The sequence below is a fragment of the Sorangium sp. So ce185 genome (assembly GCF_051526825.1).
GTDB lineage: Bacteria > Myxococcota_A > Polyangia > Polyangiales > Polyangiaceae > Sorangium > Sorangium cellulosum_D.
Genome location: NZ_CP150316.1, coordinates 12,923,644 through 12,937,890, shown reverse-complemented (window position 1 = coordinate 12,937,890; position 14,247 = coordinate 12,923,644). Strand labels below are relative to the sequence as shown.

Sequence of the window (14,247 nt, the reverse complement as noted above, 5' to 3'; positions counted from 1 at the left end):
GCGAGGCGGCGCCGCCCGGCGGACAGCGCGCGAGACCTGCCGATTGCGCGAACAGAACCGCTACCCAGGGAGACATGCAGATGAGGAAGATGCGTTGGGTCGTGCTTTTGCTGTGCTTTCTCGCCGTCGCCCTCAACTACATCGATCGCGCCAACCTGGCGGTCGCGGCGCCCCAGATCGAGAAGGCGCTCGGCATCGGCCCTGCCCAGATGGGGCTCATCATGAGCGGCTTCTTCTGGACCTACGCGCTCATGCAGATGCCGTTCGGCTGGTTCATCGACCGCGTGGGGGCGCGCAGCGCGCTGCCGTTCGCCGTCGGCTGGTGGTCGCTCTTCACCGCGGCGACGGCCGGCGCGTCGAGCGTCGCGGGGATGTTCGGCTGCCGGCTCTTGCTCGGCGCCGGCGAGGCCGGCGCGTACCCGGCCTGCGCGAAGCTCGTGAGCCAGTGGTTCAAGCCGCGCGAGCGCGCCCTCGCGACGGGCATCTTCGACAGCGGCGCGCGCGTCGGCTCGGCGCTGTCGATCCCCCTCGTCGCCCTTATCGTCGACACGCTCGGATGGAAGGCGGCCTTCATCATCACGGGCTTGCTCGGCGCGGTGTGGATCCTCGGGTGGGTCGTCATCTACCGCGGCCCCGCGCACGGCGACATGACGGGTGAGACCGACGTCGTCCACCCGGCGCCCGCCAAGGACGCGCCAGGCGGCGTGACGTGGGCGTCGCTCTTCCGCCACCGCACGCTCTGGGGCATGATGCTCGGCTTCTTCTGCCTCAACTTCACCAACTACTTCTTCATCACGTGGTTCCCGAGCTACCTCGTGCAGACGCGCGGCTTCTCGCTCAAGGCGCTCGGCACGCTCGGCATGATCCCCGCGCTGATGGCGATCCCGGGCGGCTGGATCGGCGGCTTCGTCTCCGACGCGCTCTATCGCCGCGGCTTCAGCCTCACCGCCGCGCGCAAGACCTGCATGGTCGGCGGCATGCTGATGTCGTCGGCGATCACGCTGTCGGCGCTGACGTCCGACATCACGCTGATGCTCATCTTCTTCGGCGTCTCGTACGCGAGCCTCGCGTTCGCCGGCGCCAGCGTCTGGTCGCTCCCCGGCGACGTCGCGCCCACGCCGCGCCACGTGGCTTCCATCGGCGGCATCCAGAACTTCGCGTCGAACCTGGCCGGCATCGTCATCACGACGTTCACGGGCGCGATGGTCTCGCTGACCAAAGGCTCGTTCACGATCCCGCTCGTCGTGGCGGGCGGCTTCTGCCTGCTCGGCGCGTTCAGCTACCTCGTCATCGTCGGCAAGATCGAGCCGCTCCAGCTCGACGTCGAGCGCCGCGAGGCGGCCTAGCCTCAGAGGGTGACGCCCCGCTTCCAGAGCGCGATCTCGCGCTCTTCGTTCTCCTCGGCGCGGGTACTCCGGCCCGAGGCGGTGGCCAGCACCAAGTCCATCAGCGCGCCGGCGGCCGCGTCCATCGATTCTCCCGAGGCGACGCGGCCGGCGTCGAAGTCGATCCAGCGCTGCTTGCGCTGGGCGAGGCTGGAGTTCGTGGCGAGCTTGAGGGTCGGCACGGGAAACCCGAGCGGCGTGCCCCGGCCGGTGGTGAAGAGGATCACCGTCGCGCCGGCGGCGGCGAGCGCCGTGGACGAGACAGCGTCGTTGCCGGGGGCCTCCAGCAGCGCCACGCCCGGCTCCCCGCGGATCTGGCCGCCGTAGCGGACCACCTCGGACACCCGGGCGCGGCCGGCCTTCTGCACCGCGCCGAGAGACTTCTCCTCCAGCGTGGTGATGCCGCCGGCGACGTTGCCGGGCGAGGGGTTCTCCGACACCGGCTCGCCGTGAGCGATGAAATAGCGCTTGAAGTCGTTCACCACGCCGACGACGTCGGCATAGACCCCCTCGCTCTCGGCGCGGGCCATGAGCAGGCGCTCGGCGCCGAAGATCTCGGGGATCTCGGTGAGGATGGCCGAGCCGCCGGCGGCGCAGACCTTGTCGGCGATGCGGCCCACGAGCGGGTTGGCGGTCAGCCCCGAGAAGCCGTCCGAGCCGCCGCATTTGAGGCCGATCACCAGGTCGGAGACGGGGCAGGGCTCGCGGCGGTCCTGCTCGGCGACCCTGACCAGCGCTTCGACGGCCTCGAGGCCCGCTTCGAGCTCATCCTCGGCCGCCTGGGCGTCGAAGGACCGCAGGCGCTCGCGATCGAGCTGCGGGGCGCTCTCGAGGAGCACGCCGAGCTGGTTGTTCTCGCAGCCCAGGCCGATGATCAGCGCGCCGCCCGCGTTGGGGTGGCCAGCCAGGGCCGCGGTCATCCGGCGGGTCGCGTCGAGGTCGCCCCCGAGCTGCGAGCAGCCGTAAGGATGGGTCAAGGCGTAGACCCCGTCCACGCGGCCCTTGAAGCGCTTGTCCGCCTCGGCGGCCACCTTCTGCGCGGTGCGCGCGACGCAGCCCACCGTCGACAGGATCCAGATCTCGTTGCGGGTGCCCACCCGCCCGTTCTTCCGCCGGTAACCCAGGAAGGTGCGGTCTTCGGTCGCGGAGAGGGGCTCCGGGCTCGTGGGCTCGTAGGTGTAGGTGTCGAGGCCGGAGAGCGCGGTGGCCAGGTTGTGCGTGTGCACGTGGTCGCCCGGCTGGATGTCCGCGGTCGCCCGCCCGATCGGCCAACCGTACTTCCGCACCGGCTCGCCGGCGGCCACCGCGCGCAGCGCCACCTTGTGCCCGGCCGGGATGTCGGCGCGGGCGGTGATCGCCTCGGCCACCGGATCGCCGGCGGCCAGGCCGCGCACGGCGACGGCCACATCGTCTCGGGGATCGATCCGCAACAGGGAGGCTGCCAAGCTCATATCACCCCTGGTCATCGGTGTGTCATCGGCGCGCCAAACCCGCGCGGCGCCGCACGCGCGAGCGCCGAGAGGGACGAGGATGCCCGCGCCGTCGGGCAGTGCTCAAAATTCATATTGAACATGAAGGCGGGAAGGCGGGAAGATAAAGCTCAAACATCTTCCTGCCTTCCCGCCTTCATGTGAACTCTCGAATCCGCGCTCAGAGACCCAGGACGCCGATCATCTTCTCGGCGTAGCGGGTGCCCAGGGTGACCAGCGCGTCGTGGCCGAAGTGGAGATTCCACGTGTCGGCAGGATCGATGGCGAGCCCTTCCGCCGAGACGACGTGGGCGTTGGCGACCAGCCCTGGGAGCTGGCCGACGAGCGAGTTGTGCCTCGCGCACGACCCCGAGTAGAGGAGCTCCCCCGCGAGGAACGGCACGTCGCCGAGGCCGAGGTCCGCGCGCAGATCCGAGATGAACGTCTTCACCTTGCCGGGCCACGCCGGGTCGCCGCAGTTCGACTCGCCTTGATGGAACAAGATCCCTTCGATCACACCCCCGGCCTCCTGCGCCGCCTTCGCGCGCGACAGGATCCAGTTCCACTTGCTCCCCCCCGCCTTCATGAACGTCTCCACCTTCTCCCCGCTGAGGGCGGACGGGACGAGGCCAATGCTGTCCTGAGCGGGGTAGCGGTCGAGGATGGTCTTGGCGAAGTAGTCGCCGGGCCCGATCGCTCCGTTCCAGCACTCGTGGAGCGGCGGGGCAGCGATGTCCCACTCGCCTTCGACACGCCCGGTCGCGGCGCAGTCGTCGAAGCCGAGGACCTTGATGCGGGGATTCTCCATCTTGTCCGCGTTCGAGGCCTTCGGGTACCCGGCCATGTTCGATTGCCCGAGGAGGAGGAACACGTGAAACACGGGCTCGGCCGGCCCTGCGCTGCTGCTCGCGCCGCCCGCGCCGCCCGCGCCGCCAGTCCCCGAGGCCTCTCCGCCTCCCCCGCCGCCCGCGGACGCCGAGGACGCGGCCTCGGAAGGCGCGCCGCCCGACCCTGTGCCCGCCGCCGAGGTGGACCCGGAGCCAGCGCCGACAGAGGCGCCGCTCGTCGCGCCAGCCCCGCCGGTGCCCGCGGCTCCGGTCGCTCCGGCCGAGACGTCCGCTTCACTACAGGCAAGGGCCCCGATCAGCGAGAACGCGACGCACGAGGGGATGAGCCCGGGCGAACATCGAAGCATGCTTTTCATAAGAGAATTTTCCCGGCAGACCCGCGTCCTGGGCGAAGCCGAAGCAGCGGCCCGGCGTGTTATGTTAACGTTAACAATAACGATGTCAATTCCAAACGGCGCACCGGCGTCGAGCGGGCGCCTGGCCGCGCTGGGGGCGCTCCTCGGCGAGCCGAGATGCCCGCCGCGCGAGGGCGCTACCCCCCGAGCGCCCGCGCGAGCGCGCCTCTCAACACCGACGCTGCGTCCTGCTCCTCGCCCCGTGCCCGCCACGCCACCACGCCATCGGGTCGCACCAGCAGCGCCCCGCGCCGCCCGATCCCCGCGAGCCGCTGCCAGCGGTCGCGCTCGTCCTCGAAATCGATCCCCGCGCGCAGCACGTCGATGGTCGCCCCGATCGCGCGCGCCGCCTCGCCCCACGCCGCGGCCTCGCGCCCGGCGATCAGCGTGAAGCGCCCGTCGATCAGGTCCAGCGTCGACTCCCGCTCTCCGTCGCGCGCGATCCACGCGTGCGGCATTCGCGTGCCCGGGCGGCCGTCGAGCCGGAAGCGCGCCGCGCGCCCATCCGCCGTGATCGCCGCGGATCCATATCGATACCCGACGCCGAGGAGCTTGTGCCAGCGCCCCGGGCTCGGCGGCGTCCGGCCGGTCAGGCGCCCCCAGATCGAGCGGCGATCGAGGCCCAGCGTCTTCGAGAACGCGGCGCGCGCCATGAGGCCCTGCTCGTCGGCGTTGTTCGCCGAGTCCTCCGCCGCCACGACGGCGACGGGCCGGCGCTCCGCTTCGTACGTGTCGAGCAGGGCGGGGCGCGCCTCGCCGCGGAGCACCAACGCGAGCTTCCACGCGAGATCGTGAGCGTCGGCGACTCCGGTGTTCGCGCCCATGCCGCCCCACGGAGGCATGAGGTGCGCGGCGTCCCCCGCGAGGAAGACGCGCCCGACCCGGTAACGATCGGCGACGCGAGACGCCGACTCCCACGGCAAAACGCTCTCGACCCGGATCGGCACCTCGCCCGCGCCGAGCGCCTTTCGCACGAGCGAGGCGCAGCGCTCGGGCGGGTAGTCCTTCGGCGACTCGCGCGCGGGGTCGTACACGAGGTGGAACACCCAGCGCGCGCGGTTGTCGATGGCGGCGAAGAGGCCGCGCACCTCGGGGTGGTGGACGATCGCGAGGCTGAACTCCCGATCTCGGACGAAGTCGGCGAGATCGGCCTCGAAGAGGACGTTGAGCAGATGGCCCAGCGATCCGCGGCCGCTCGTGGAGACGCCGAGCGCCTGCCGCACCGGGCTCCTCGCGCCGTCCGCCGCCACGAGGTAGCTCGCGCAGACGCGCCGCGTGGCCCCGGTCGCCCGATCGCGCAGCACGGCGCGCACGCGCTCGTCGTCCTGCTCGAACGAGACGAGCTCGGTCGAGAACGACAGGCGCGCGCCGCGCTCGCGGGCGGCGGCCGCGAGCACCGGCTCGAGCAGATCCTGCGTGATCCGGCAGGCGCGCGTGGGGCTCGCCGATCCGAGCCCGATCTCGCGCCCGAGCAGCGCGCGGAAGAGCCGGCGCAAGAGCTTGCCGACCGGCGCGTCGATCGCCTGCGCGAGCGTCTCGCCGAAGAGGAAGCCCAGGTGGATCGGTGTTTTGGCGCCCGCCTCGCGGATGGCCGGCTCGAGGCCGAGCTCGCGATAGAGCTCCATCGTGCGGGCGTTCACGCCGCGCGCGCGCGGCTGGATCGACGTGCCCGCGTGGCGCTCGACCAGCGTCACGTCGACGCCGTGACGGCGCAGGAACAGCGCGGCCGACAGGCCGACGACGCCTCCGCCGACGATCAGGACGGGGACCGGCGGCTCGCTCTCGGTAGGATCGTGCTCCATGCCTTCACCTCGCTCGCAGGGTGGCGGTGCGCAGCGCGAGCCCAGGCCGGCGCGCGCGCGCTTTTCGGGTGAGCGCGCGGCGGCGATGGTCTACGGTTGGACTCGGCAGTCCAACAAATTGGACTGGTGAGTCCAAATGTCAACCCGGAAGCGGCTCGACCCCAGGCCTGCGCGCGAGGGCGCCTCGGCTCCCCCCGCCGCGGGCTCGCCCGTGAAGCACGCCGCCATCGTGGAGGCGGCGAAGCGCGTGTTCCTGCGCGAGGGCGTCTCGCGCGCGAGCGTCGACACCATCGCCGCCGAGGCGGGCGTGTCGAAGCAGACGATCTACAACCACTTCGGCGACAAGGAGCGCCTGTTCTTCGCGGTGATCGAGGGCGTGCAGGGCGCGGCGTCGGCCGAGCAGGAGCGGGCGTTCGACGAGCTCTTCGCCACCGACGCCGAGCCGGCGGTCGCGCTCGGCCAGCTCGGGCGGCGCCTGCTGGCGTGGGTGTTCCGCGAGGATCTCTCCGCGTTCCGGCGGCTCGTGGTGTCCGAGGTCGCGCGCTATCCGCAGCTCCGCCTCGCGTGGGCGCAAGGTGGACCGCTGCGGTTCATGATCCGCCTCGTCGGCTACCTCGCGCGCGAGACCGAGCGCGGCCGGCTCGACGTGGCGAAGCCGGAGCGCGCCGCGCGCCAGTTCATCGCGCTCCTCTCGGCGGAGGCGCAGGACGTCTCGGTCTACGGCACGCTCCCGCTCGCGCCGTCGCAGATCGACGCCATCGTCGACGAGAACCTGGAGATGTTCCTTCGCGCGTACGGGCCGCGGCCGAAGCCTCCGGCGAGGCCGCGGGCGGCCCGGAGAGGGAAGAAGAAGCAGGCCGGCGCGTGACGGCCCCGGAGGAGACCTGCCGCAAGGCCGGGATCGCCGCGTTCAGCGGTCGCCCTGGGGCTTCACCGCCGGCGCGCCCTGGGTCGGTCCGAGGCCGCGCTCGGCCGCTCTCGACGCCGCGGGCACGTTCCCGGTCCCGTTCGGCTGCCGGTCGCCGTCCTCCTGCGCCGCCGTGGACGCCTCGATGGCCACCGGCGGCTTGGGCATGTCGCTCGGCTCCTCGTGCTCGTCAGGCCCCTCCATCCCGCCCGAGGCGCCCACCGCCGCCTGCCGCGCGGCCTCTTTCTTGATCTCCTGGATCTTCTGCTCGTCCATGGGCTTTCTCCATCGCGCGCATCGCGCGCGGCTCAGACCCCGCGCGGGAAGTCGCCCTGCGGCGGGATGCGCGGGTCCTGGGTGGGGTCGGGCGAGGGCGGCTCGGGCTGCTCCGGCCCCGGGTCACCCGGGTTCGGCGGCAGCGGGACCTCCTCGTCGCCGCCGGGTACGTCCGTCTTTGCGAGCTCGTGCGTGCGGTTGTTCATGTGCTCCTCCAGCAACCGTTCACTGCAACCGTCGAGCCACTGCATCGTGCAATCTTCGAGCCGCGGCGTACGAGCCGCGCCCGGCTTGACGCCCCGTCCCGGCATCCGTGATCTGCGGCCGGCGTGCTCTCGATCCGTCACGACCCCTTCCCGCTGGAGGCCGCCCGCGACCTGCTCGGCATCGTGCGCGCGCTCTACGCCGCGGCGCGCGCGCGGGGGGCGAGCGTGGCAGATCTCCACGCCATCGCGGCGGTGGGCGACGATCTGCGGCAGGCGATCGCCCTCGCCGCCGCCCACCCGCCGGGCACGCTCGGCTTCTCGTCGGCGTGGACCCGCGCGGAGCGCGCCGCCGCCCGCGTCGGCGAGCTCGCGGACGCGCTCGCGCCCGCGGCGCCGATCGTCCACGCCGCCCTGGCGCGCGTCGGCGGCGGCAAGGCCACGCCCGGCGGGTGAACGCCGTCGCGCCCCGCCGAGGGGCGACGTCGCGCCGCCGAGGAGCGCGTCACCCCCGGCCCAGGAGCGCCGTCACCCGCGCCGGGGAGCGCGTCACCCGCGGCGGACGAGCGCCCCCGCGATGGGGTGGTCCGGCGGGATGGGCCAGGCGAGGGCGCGCGAGGCGACCGCGCAGTACGCGGCGAGGCGCTCGCGCGGCACCGGGGCGCGCGACCCGAGCCGACCGAGGTTGTCGAGGAGCAGCTCGAGGCAGCTGTTGCCCACCCGCTCCCCGACGCCGAGCGCCGTGGCGTGGACCCGCTCGACCCCGCACGCCGCCGCCCAGAGCGCGGCGGAGAGGCCGAGCCCGCGGTCGTTGTGGCCGTGCCAGTCGAGCTCGATCCCGGGCGCGCCCAGGGCGGCGAGCTCGCGCCGGGCGAACGCGACGAGCGCCGCCACCCCGGGCGGGGTGACGTGGCCGGTCGTGTCGCACAGGCAGAGGCGCGCGGCGCCGGCGTCCACCGCGGCGCGGAAGAGCGTGTGGAGCATGCCGGGGGGCGCGCGGGTCGCGTCCTCGGCGACGAGGCAGAAGGGCAGGCCGGCCGCGGCGGCGGCCCGCCCGGCGGCCTCGACGCTGCGGGCCAGGAAATCGGGGCCCCACCCCTCGACGAAATGCCGGATCGGCGAGCTGCCGATGAACGCGTAGACCACCATCGGCGCCCCGGCGCGCTCGGCCACGCGGGCGACCTCCTCGATGTCCGCGGCGGTCGTGCGCGCGGCCGCGGTCAGGGCGAGCGGCAGCCGGGACGAGACGATCTCGCGGGCGAGCAGGCAGGCGTCCTCGAACTGGCGCGGCCCGGCCGCGGGGATGCCGAGGTTCACCGCGTCGACGCCGACGCTCGCCATCGCCTGGAGCAGCTCGATCTTCTGCGCGCTCGGCGGGTTCACCGTGGAGACGCCCTGGATGCCGTCGCGCAGCGTCTCGTCGAGCACCTCGACCGGCCGGGCCGCGCGCTCGAAGGGCAGCCACGCCTCGTCCTCGGCGCGGGCAGCGGCCCAGGCCTCGGCGGGCACGCCGCCCGGCGGGAGCCGGCGCTCCGCCGGCGCGGGCTCCGCGCGATTCCAGTCGAACGGGGCCGCGGCGCCGGGATCCCGGCCGTCGGTGCTCATGCGCTGCATGTCATGTCGCAGGGGATCTCGGCGTGGCGCATGCACAGCGCGCCGCGTCGACCGGCGCGGGGGAGAGGTTACTTCATGTCGGGCGCCGGAGCAGGTCCCGATCTCCGGCGGACGCCCGGCCGGGCCTCGCTCTGCGCGCGGTGCTCGCCGCGCGCCCCGGCTCGCCCCGCGCCCGGCGCGCCGCGCGCCCCGGCTCACTGCGCGCCCGGTTTGCCGGGATCGTCGCTCCAGACGTTGGCGTTGCCGTGCGCCTCGAGCGGGCCGCGCTGCGGGCGGACGACGCAGAACCGCTGGCCCGTCGGCGCCTCCATCACCCACCAGCGCTTGATGAACTCCACGCGCCGCGCCCCGAGCGCCTCGAGCCGCCGCACCTCGGCGTCGAGGTCGTCCGTCTCGATGTCGAGGTGCGTCCGGCTCGGGTGCTCGACCTGCTGCACGAGGACGATGAGCTCATCGTCCCGGGTCTCGAGCTCGCGGTAGCCGCCCGCGTCCGGAGCGGCCTTCTTGACGGGCTTGCCGAAGGCGCGGCCCCAGAAGTCCGCCGCGGCGTCGACGTCATCCACCTTGCAATCAATCACGAGAGCACAAAGACGACTCCGGTGCATGCGATCTCCCTCCTGCCGGATGGCGCAGCGACCTTACGCGGCGCCGCCAGAGGCGTCTCCCCCAAACCAGCGCGCCGACGCGCCGGCGCGGGGCGATCCAACGCCGGCGGGCGTCCGGATCTTGCCGAAGAGACGCGCTTTGCGCGCGGGCAGCGGCAGCGTAAAAAGCTGTTCCAGGAGCAACCTGCTGCTCCGGGACACCTGCCGCTTCAGGAGCTTCGATGACGTACATGCCTCGCTTGCTGACGAACTCGCTGGCGCTCTTCACGCTCGCGCTCTGCGCCGGCTGCTCGCCCTCCGAGCGGAACTTCGCGACGGGCACAGGCGGTCAAGGCGGCGACGCCGGCCACGGCGGCGCGGGCGGCAAGGGCGCCGGAGGCGGCACGGGCGGCGCGGGCGGCAAGGGCGACGCGTGCGCCTCGCCGGACGACTGCCCCGCCGCGGAGAACCAGACGCCGACGTGCGAGGCGGGCGTCTGCGGCGTCGTCTGCGACGCCGGCTTCCTGGACTGCGACACCGCGGCCCCGGGCTGCGAGACGAGCGCGAGCGCCCACGAGCACTGCGGCGCCTGCGGCAACCGCTGCGCGACGGAGTGCGTGAAGGGCGACGAGGGCGCCTTCTGCAACGACCCGGTCGAGATCTCGGCCGGGTTCGCCCACACGTGCGTGCTCCGGCGGGACGGCAGCGTGTGGTGCTGGGGCAGGAACGCGTTCTCCGAGTCGGGGAAGCCGGACAGCGAGCCGGTCGTCCCCGTGCCGGCGCAGGTCGCCCTCCCCGGCAAGGCCATCCATGTGGCGGCGGGCGGCGGGTTCGCGCGCGACGACGACCAGTTCCCTGCCCACTCGTGCGCGATCCTGGAGGACACGACGGTCACCTGCTGGGGGCGCGGCACGCTGGGACAGCTCGGCAACGGCTCGTTCTACTCGGCGAGCGAGCCGGCGCGGGTGCCGAGCCTGATCAACGTCGTGCAGCTCTCGCTCGGCGCGGCGCACTCGTGCGCGGTGAAGACGGGCGACGAGCTCTACTGCTGGGGCGCCGACGATGAGGGCCAGCTCGGCAACGGGGAGTCGCCGCAGACGGGCACCCCGGACTTCATCCAGAGCGACATCCGGCAGGTCTCCGCCGGCCAGGATCACACCTGCGCGATCAAGGCCTCCGACCGAGGCCTCCTCTGCTGGGGCCGGAACTTCGACGGACAGCTCGGCTTCGCCGGGGCCCGCGAGAACGCCACCTCTGCGGTGGAGGTCGCGGCGCCGCTCACCGCGGGGGTCGACGAGGTGGCCGCGGGCGACCGGCACACCTGCGCGCGCAAGGGCGTGGAGGTCTACTGCTTCGGCAACGACTACAACGGCGCGGTGGGCGCCGACCGCTACGGGCCCGTGCCAGAGCCCACGCTCGTCGCCGTGCCTCAGGCCGCGAGCATCGACGTCGGCCGCGAGCGGAGCGGCGCGGTGTCCGGCGCCGCGCGGGGCCTCAAGATGTGGGGCGTCGGCGCCCTCGGCCACGGGAAGCCAGGGCTGTCGTCGCAGCCGGTCGACGTGCCCATCGACGGCGTGGCGCAGCTCGCGGCCGGCTATCACCACACGTGCGCGCTGCGGACGACCGGCGAGGTGCTCTGCTGGGGCGAGAACGCCGACGGGCAGCTCGGCGTGGGCCTCGACGTCGTCGAGGAGCAGCTGTCGCCGGTCGCGGTCAGGCTCGCGCCGCCCTGAGCGCGAGCGCCCGGCGGCCGCCACCCCGCTCCGCCGGAGAGCGCGGGGCGCTCCTCGCGACAAGGGCCCTGTCCGGCGGTAGAGTTGCCGCCCTTTCCACCCAGGATGAGACGATGAAGACAACCTCGCTCCGTTTCGCGCTCGCGCTGGGCGCCCTGCTCCTCTCCGCCGTCGGGTGCGAGGAGAAGAAGACGACGACCGCGGCCGAGGGGAGCGCGGAGGGCCGGGTGGCGAAGCTCTCGGTCGCGTCCTACGACCCCACCCGCGAGCTCTACCAGGAGCTCAATCCCGCGTTCGAGCGGTGGTACAAGCAGAAGACCGGCAGGGACGTCGACGTGGAGACCGATCACGGCCCGTCGGGCAAGCAGGCGCGCGACATCGCCGCCGGCAAGGAGACGGACGTGGCCGCCCTGTCGGTCGACTTCGACGTCGACACCATCGCCAAGGCGGGCCTTTTGCCCGCGACCTGGCGCGATCGGCTGCCGAACGGCTCGGTGCCGTACACGTCGGCCGTCATCTTCCTGGTCCGCAAGGGCAACCCCAAGCAGGTGAAGGCCTGGGAGGACCTCGCGCGGCCCGAGGTGGTGTCGCTGTGCCCGGATCCGAAGACCGGCGGCGGGGCGCGGTGGATCTACCTGTCGACCTGGGCGCACGCCGCGCGCAAGGCGAAGGCCGAGGGCCGGAACGACGCGGAGGCGGAGGCCGCGGCGCGCGAGTTCACGGCCAAAGTCTACGACGACGCCATCCTCGACCCGGCCATGCGCGGCTCGTCGACGCGCTTCATCGTGCAGCGCACGGGCGACGTCCTCTTCGGCTGGGAGAACGAGATCCTCCAGATCGCCGCCGATCCGGCGACGGCCGACCAGTTCGAGGTCGTCGTCCCCTCGGACTCGATCACGATCGAGGTCCCCCTCGCGGTCGTCGACAAGGTCGCCGAGCGGCACGGCGTCAAGGACGTCGCCGAGGCGTACGTGGAGTTCCACTTCTCCGACGAGGGCCAGGAGCTCATCGCGAAGCGGTACAACCGCCCGTACAGCGAGGCGATCGCGAAGAAGCACGCGGACCGGCTGAGGCCCCTCGCGCTGTTCCGGTTCAAGGACCATTTCGCCGACTGGCCGACGGTGATGAGCGTCCATTTCGGCCAGGGGGCCGAGCTCGACAAGATGCGGAAGAAGTGATGTCGCGCGGCGCGCGCGTGCTCCCCGGGTTCTCGCTCTCCCTGGGCGTCGCGGTGCTCTACCTGAGCCTCGTCGTCCTCCTGCCGCTCTCCGCCCTGTTCCTGAAGACGGCGGAGCTCGGGTGGGGTCGCTTCTTCGCGGTGATCACGAGCGGCTGGGTCGCCGCGGCCGTCCGGTTCACGCTGGGCGCCTCGATCGCCGCGGCGCTCCTCAACGTCGTCGTGGGCCTGCTCATCGCGTGGGTGCTCGGCCGGTACACCTTCCCGTTCGCGCGCGTCATCGACGCGGTGATCGACCTGCCGTTCGCGCTCCCCACGGCCGTGGCCGGGATCGCGCTCTCCACGCTGTACGCCGAGGGCGGTTTGCTCGGCGGGGCGCTCTCCAGCGTGGGTTTCCGGTACCCGTGGCCCGTCTGGCGCGGGTTCGCGGCCGGCGGGTGGGGCGAATGGCCGATCGCGTGGACGGTGTACGACCGGATCTCCCTGGCGCCGCTCGGCGTGGTGATCGCGATGGCCTTCGTCGGCCTGCCGTTCGTCGTGCGCACGGTGCAGCCGGTGATCGAGGACCTGAGCCGCGATGTCGAGGAGGCGGCGGCGACGCTCGGCGCCAGCCGATTCCAGATCTTCCGCGCCGTGGTCCTGCCGGAGCTCGCGCCGGCGCTCCTCACCGGGTTCGCGCTGGCGCTCGCGCGCGGCCTCGGCGAGTACGGGTCGGTGATCTTCATCTCGGGCAACCGGCCGGACACCGAGATCGCGTCCCAGGTGATCATCAAGATGATCGAGGTGAACGAGACGGGCACCTACGCCGACGCGACGGCGGTCGCGGTCCTCTTGCTCGGGGCGTCGTTCGCGCTCCTCTTCGCGATCAACCTGCTCCAGCGCGCCGCCTCGCGCGGCCACGCGGGCAGGGCGGCGGGCTGACGCCCGCGGCCGGTGGACTCGAGTCGCGCGATGCTCGCCCCCCGCCCCCAGACAGGCCGCGAGGACACCGCCGGTGGCCGCGGAGCGCGCCGGCTGCTGATCGGCCTGTGTGTGATCCTCGTCGGCGTGTTCCTGGTCCTGCCGCTCGGGGTGGTGTTCTGGCACGCCTTCAGCGAGGGCCTGAGCGCCTATGGACAGGCGGTCTTCGACCGCGCGACGTTCCGCGCGGCGGCGCTCACGCTCCTCACCACGGCCGTCGCGGTGCCGCTCAACACGCTGTTCGGCGTCGCGGCGGCGTGGGCCATCACCAAGTTCGAGTTCCGGGGCAGGAGCCTGCTCGTCACCCTGATCGATCTGCCGTTCTCGATCTCGCCGGTGGTCGCCGGGCTGTGCTTCGTCCTGCTCTTCGGGGCCAACGGCTTCTTCGGGGCGTTCGTGAACCGGACCTACACGGTGAGCCTCGGGTTCGCGAGCCTCGACGTCTCCACCCGGGTCATCTTCGCCTTGCCCGGCATCGTGCTCGCCACGGTGTTCATCACCTTCCCGTTCGTCGCGCGCGAGCTCATCCCGCTGATGCAGGCCCAGGGGAGCGAGGAGGAGCAGGTGGCCCGCGTCCTCGGCGCGAACGGGTGGCAGATCTTCTGGCGCGTCACGCTGCCCAACATCCGGTGGGGCCTCCTGTATGGCGTCATCCTCTGCACCGCCCGGGCGATGGGCGAGTTCGGCGCCGTGTACGTGGTCTCCGCGGGCTCGTCGGATCAGGTGACGCTGCCGCTCCACGTCGAGCGCGTCTATTACGCCAACATGGTCCGCGTCATGCCCGCGTTCGCCGTCGCCAGCCTCCTCGCCGGCGTGTCGGTGATCACGCTGGCCGTGAAGGCGGCGGTGGAGTGGCGGTTCAAGGGCGAGCTGAAGAAGAAGGACGGCGGATAG

At 72.7% G+C, this 14,247-nt stretch carries 14 protein-coding genes; 7 read left to right on the top strand and 7 right to left on the bottom strand.

All coding sequences use genetic code 11. The features are described 5' to 3' along the window. The first annotated feature begins 80 nt into the window (after nt 1–80). Entirely contained in the window at nt 81–1,346 is a 1,266-nt protein-coding gene (locus tag WMF26_RS47785; protein ID WP_437998136.1) for an MFS transporter, read from the top strand. Between the two features lie 2 nt (nt 1,347–1,348). Here the strand turns inward: WMF26_RS47785 and WMF26_RS47780 are convergent, their stop codons facing one another. The 3 genes from WMF26_RS47780 to WMF26_RS47770 all read right to left on the bottom strand — a co-directional run bounded on the left by WMF26_RS47780 (nt 1,349) and on the right by WMF26_RS47770 (nt 5,899). After that, nucleotides 1,349–2,851 (bottom strand): UxaA family hydrolase, encoded by a 1,503-nt coding sequence (locus WMF26_RS47780; protein ID WP_437952736.1) that lies wholly within the window; start codon nt 2,849–2,851, stop codon nt 1,349–1,351. Nucleotides 2,852–3,035: 184 nt separating this feature from the next. Then, nucleotides 3,036–4,058, bottom strand: coding sequence for a sialate O-acetylesterase (locus tag WMF26_RS47775; protein ID WP_437998135.1), 1,023 nt, complete (start codon nt 4,056–4,058; stop codon nt 3,036–3,038). A gap of 176 nt (nt 4,059–4,234) precedes the next feature. Then, a complete protein-coding gene (locus tag WMF26_RS47770) occupies nt 4,235–5,899 on the bottom strand; it encodes an FAD-dependent oxidoreductase (protein ID WP_437998134.1) in 1,665 nt (554 codons plus the stop codon). Between the two features lie 136 nt (nt 5,900–6,035). Between WMF26_RS47770 and WMF26_RS47765 the strand changes: the two genes are divergently transcribed. Further along, nucleotides 6,036–6,767, top strand: a complete 732-nt coding sequence (locus WMF26_RS47765) for a TetR/AcrR family transcriptional regulator (RefSeq protein WP_437952732.1) — start codon at nt 6,036–6,038, stop codon at nt 6,765–6,767. 42 nt (nt 6,768–6,809) lie between these two features. Here the strand turns inward: WMF26_RS47765 and WMF26_RS47760 are convergent, their stop codons facing one another. Then, the gene (locus WMF26_RS47760; RefSeq protein ID WP_437998133.1) at nt 6,810–7,082 is read right to left on the bottom strand and encodes a hypothetical protein; all 273 of its coding nucleotides are present in this window, start codon (nt 7,080–7,082) and stop codon (nt 6,810–6,812) included. 32 nt (nt 7,083–7,114) lie between these two features. Further along, complete coding sequence (locus WMF26_RS47755) at nt 7,115–7,333, bottom strand: hypothetical protein (RefSeq protein ID WP_437570056.1); 219 nt, start codon at nt 7,331–7,333, stop codon at nt 7,115–7,117. Between the two features lie 78 nt (nt 7,334–7,411). Between WMF26_RS47755 and WMF26_RS47750 the strand changes: the two genes are divergently transcribed. Beyond that, on the top strand, nt 7,412–7,741 hold the full coding sequence (locus tag WMF26_RS47750; RefSeq protein WP_129580459.1) for a hypothetical protein: 330 nt from the start codon (nt 7,412–7,414) through the stop codon (nt 7,739–7,741). A 93-nt stretch (nt 7,742–7,834) separates the two neighbouring features. Here the strand turns inward: WMF26_RS47750 and WMF26_RS47745 are convergent, their stop codons facing one another. Together WMF26_RS47745 and WMF26_RS47740 are read right to left on the bottom strand one after the other, a co-directional pair. Then, nucleotides 7,835–8,890: a 2-isopropylmalate synthase gene (locus WMF26_RS47745; RefSeq protein WP_437998132.1), complete on the bottom strand. Its 1,056-nt coding sequence runs from the start codon at nt 8,888–8,890 to the stop codon at nt 7,835–7,837. A 203-nt stretch (nt 8,891–9,093) separates the two neighbouring features. Next, complete coding sequence (locus WMF26_RS47740; protein WP_437952727.1) at nt 9,094–9,504, bottom strand: VOC family protein; 411 nt, start codon at nt 9,502–9,504, stop codon at nt 9,094–9,096. A gap of 230 nt (nt 9,505–9,734) precedes the next feature. Here WMF26_RS47740 and WMF26_RS47735 point away from each other — a divergent pair, with 230 nt between their 5' ends. The 4 genes from WMF26_RS47735 to cysW all read left to right on the top strand — a co-directional run bounded on the left by WMF26_RS47735 (nt 9,735) and on the right by cysW (nt 14,247). After that, on the top strand, nt 9,735–11,216 hold the full coding sequence (locus WMF26_RS47735) for a hypothetical protein (protein ID WP_437998131.1): 1,482 nt from the start codon (nt 9,735–9,737) through the stop codon (nt 11,214–11,216). 113 nt (nt 11,217–11,329) lie between these two features. Next, complete coding sequence (locus WMF26_RS47730; protein WP_437998130.1) at nt 11,330–12,394, top strand: sulfate ABC transporter substrate-binding protein; 1,065 nt, start codon at nt 11,330–11,332, stop codon at nt 12,392–12,394. Beyond that, on the top strand, nt 12,394–13,314 hold the full coding sequence (locus WMF26_RS47725; RefSeq protein WP_437998129.1) for an ABC transporter permease: 921 nt from the start codon (nt 12,394–12,396) through the stop codon (nt 13,312–13,314). Before WMF26_RS47730 ends, WMF26_RS47725 begins: the two co-directional genes overlap by 1 nt. 30 nt (nt 13,315–13,344) lie before the next feature. Next, nucleotides 13,345–14,247 carry a sulfate ABC transporter permease subunit CysW gene (gene cysW, locus WMF26_RS47720; protein WP_061622886.1) on the top strand — a complete coding sequence of 301 codons (903 nt, stop codon included), beginning with the start codon at nt 13,345–13,347 and terminating at the stop codon, nt 14,245–14,247.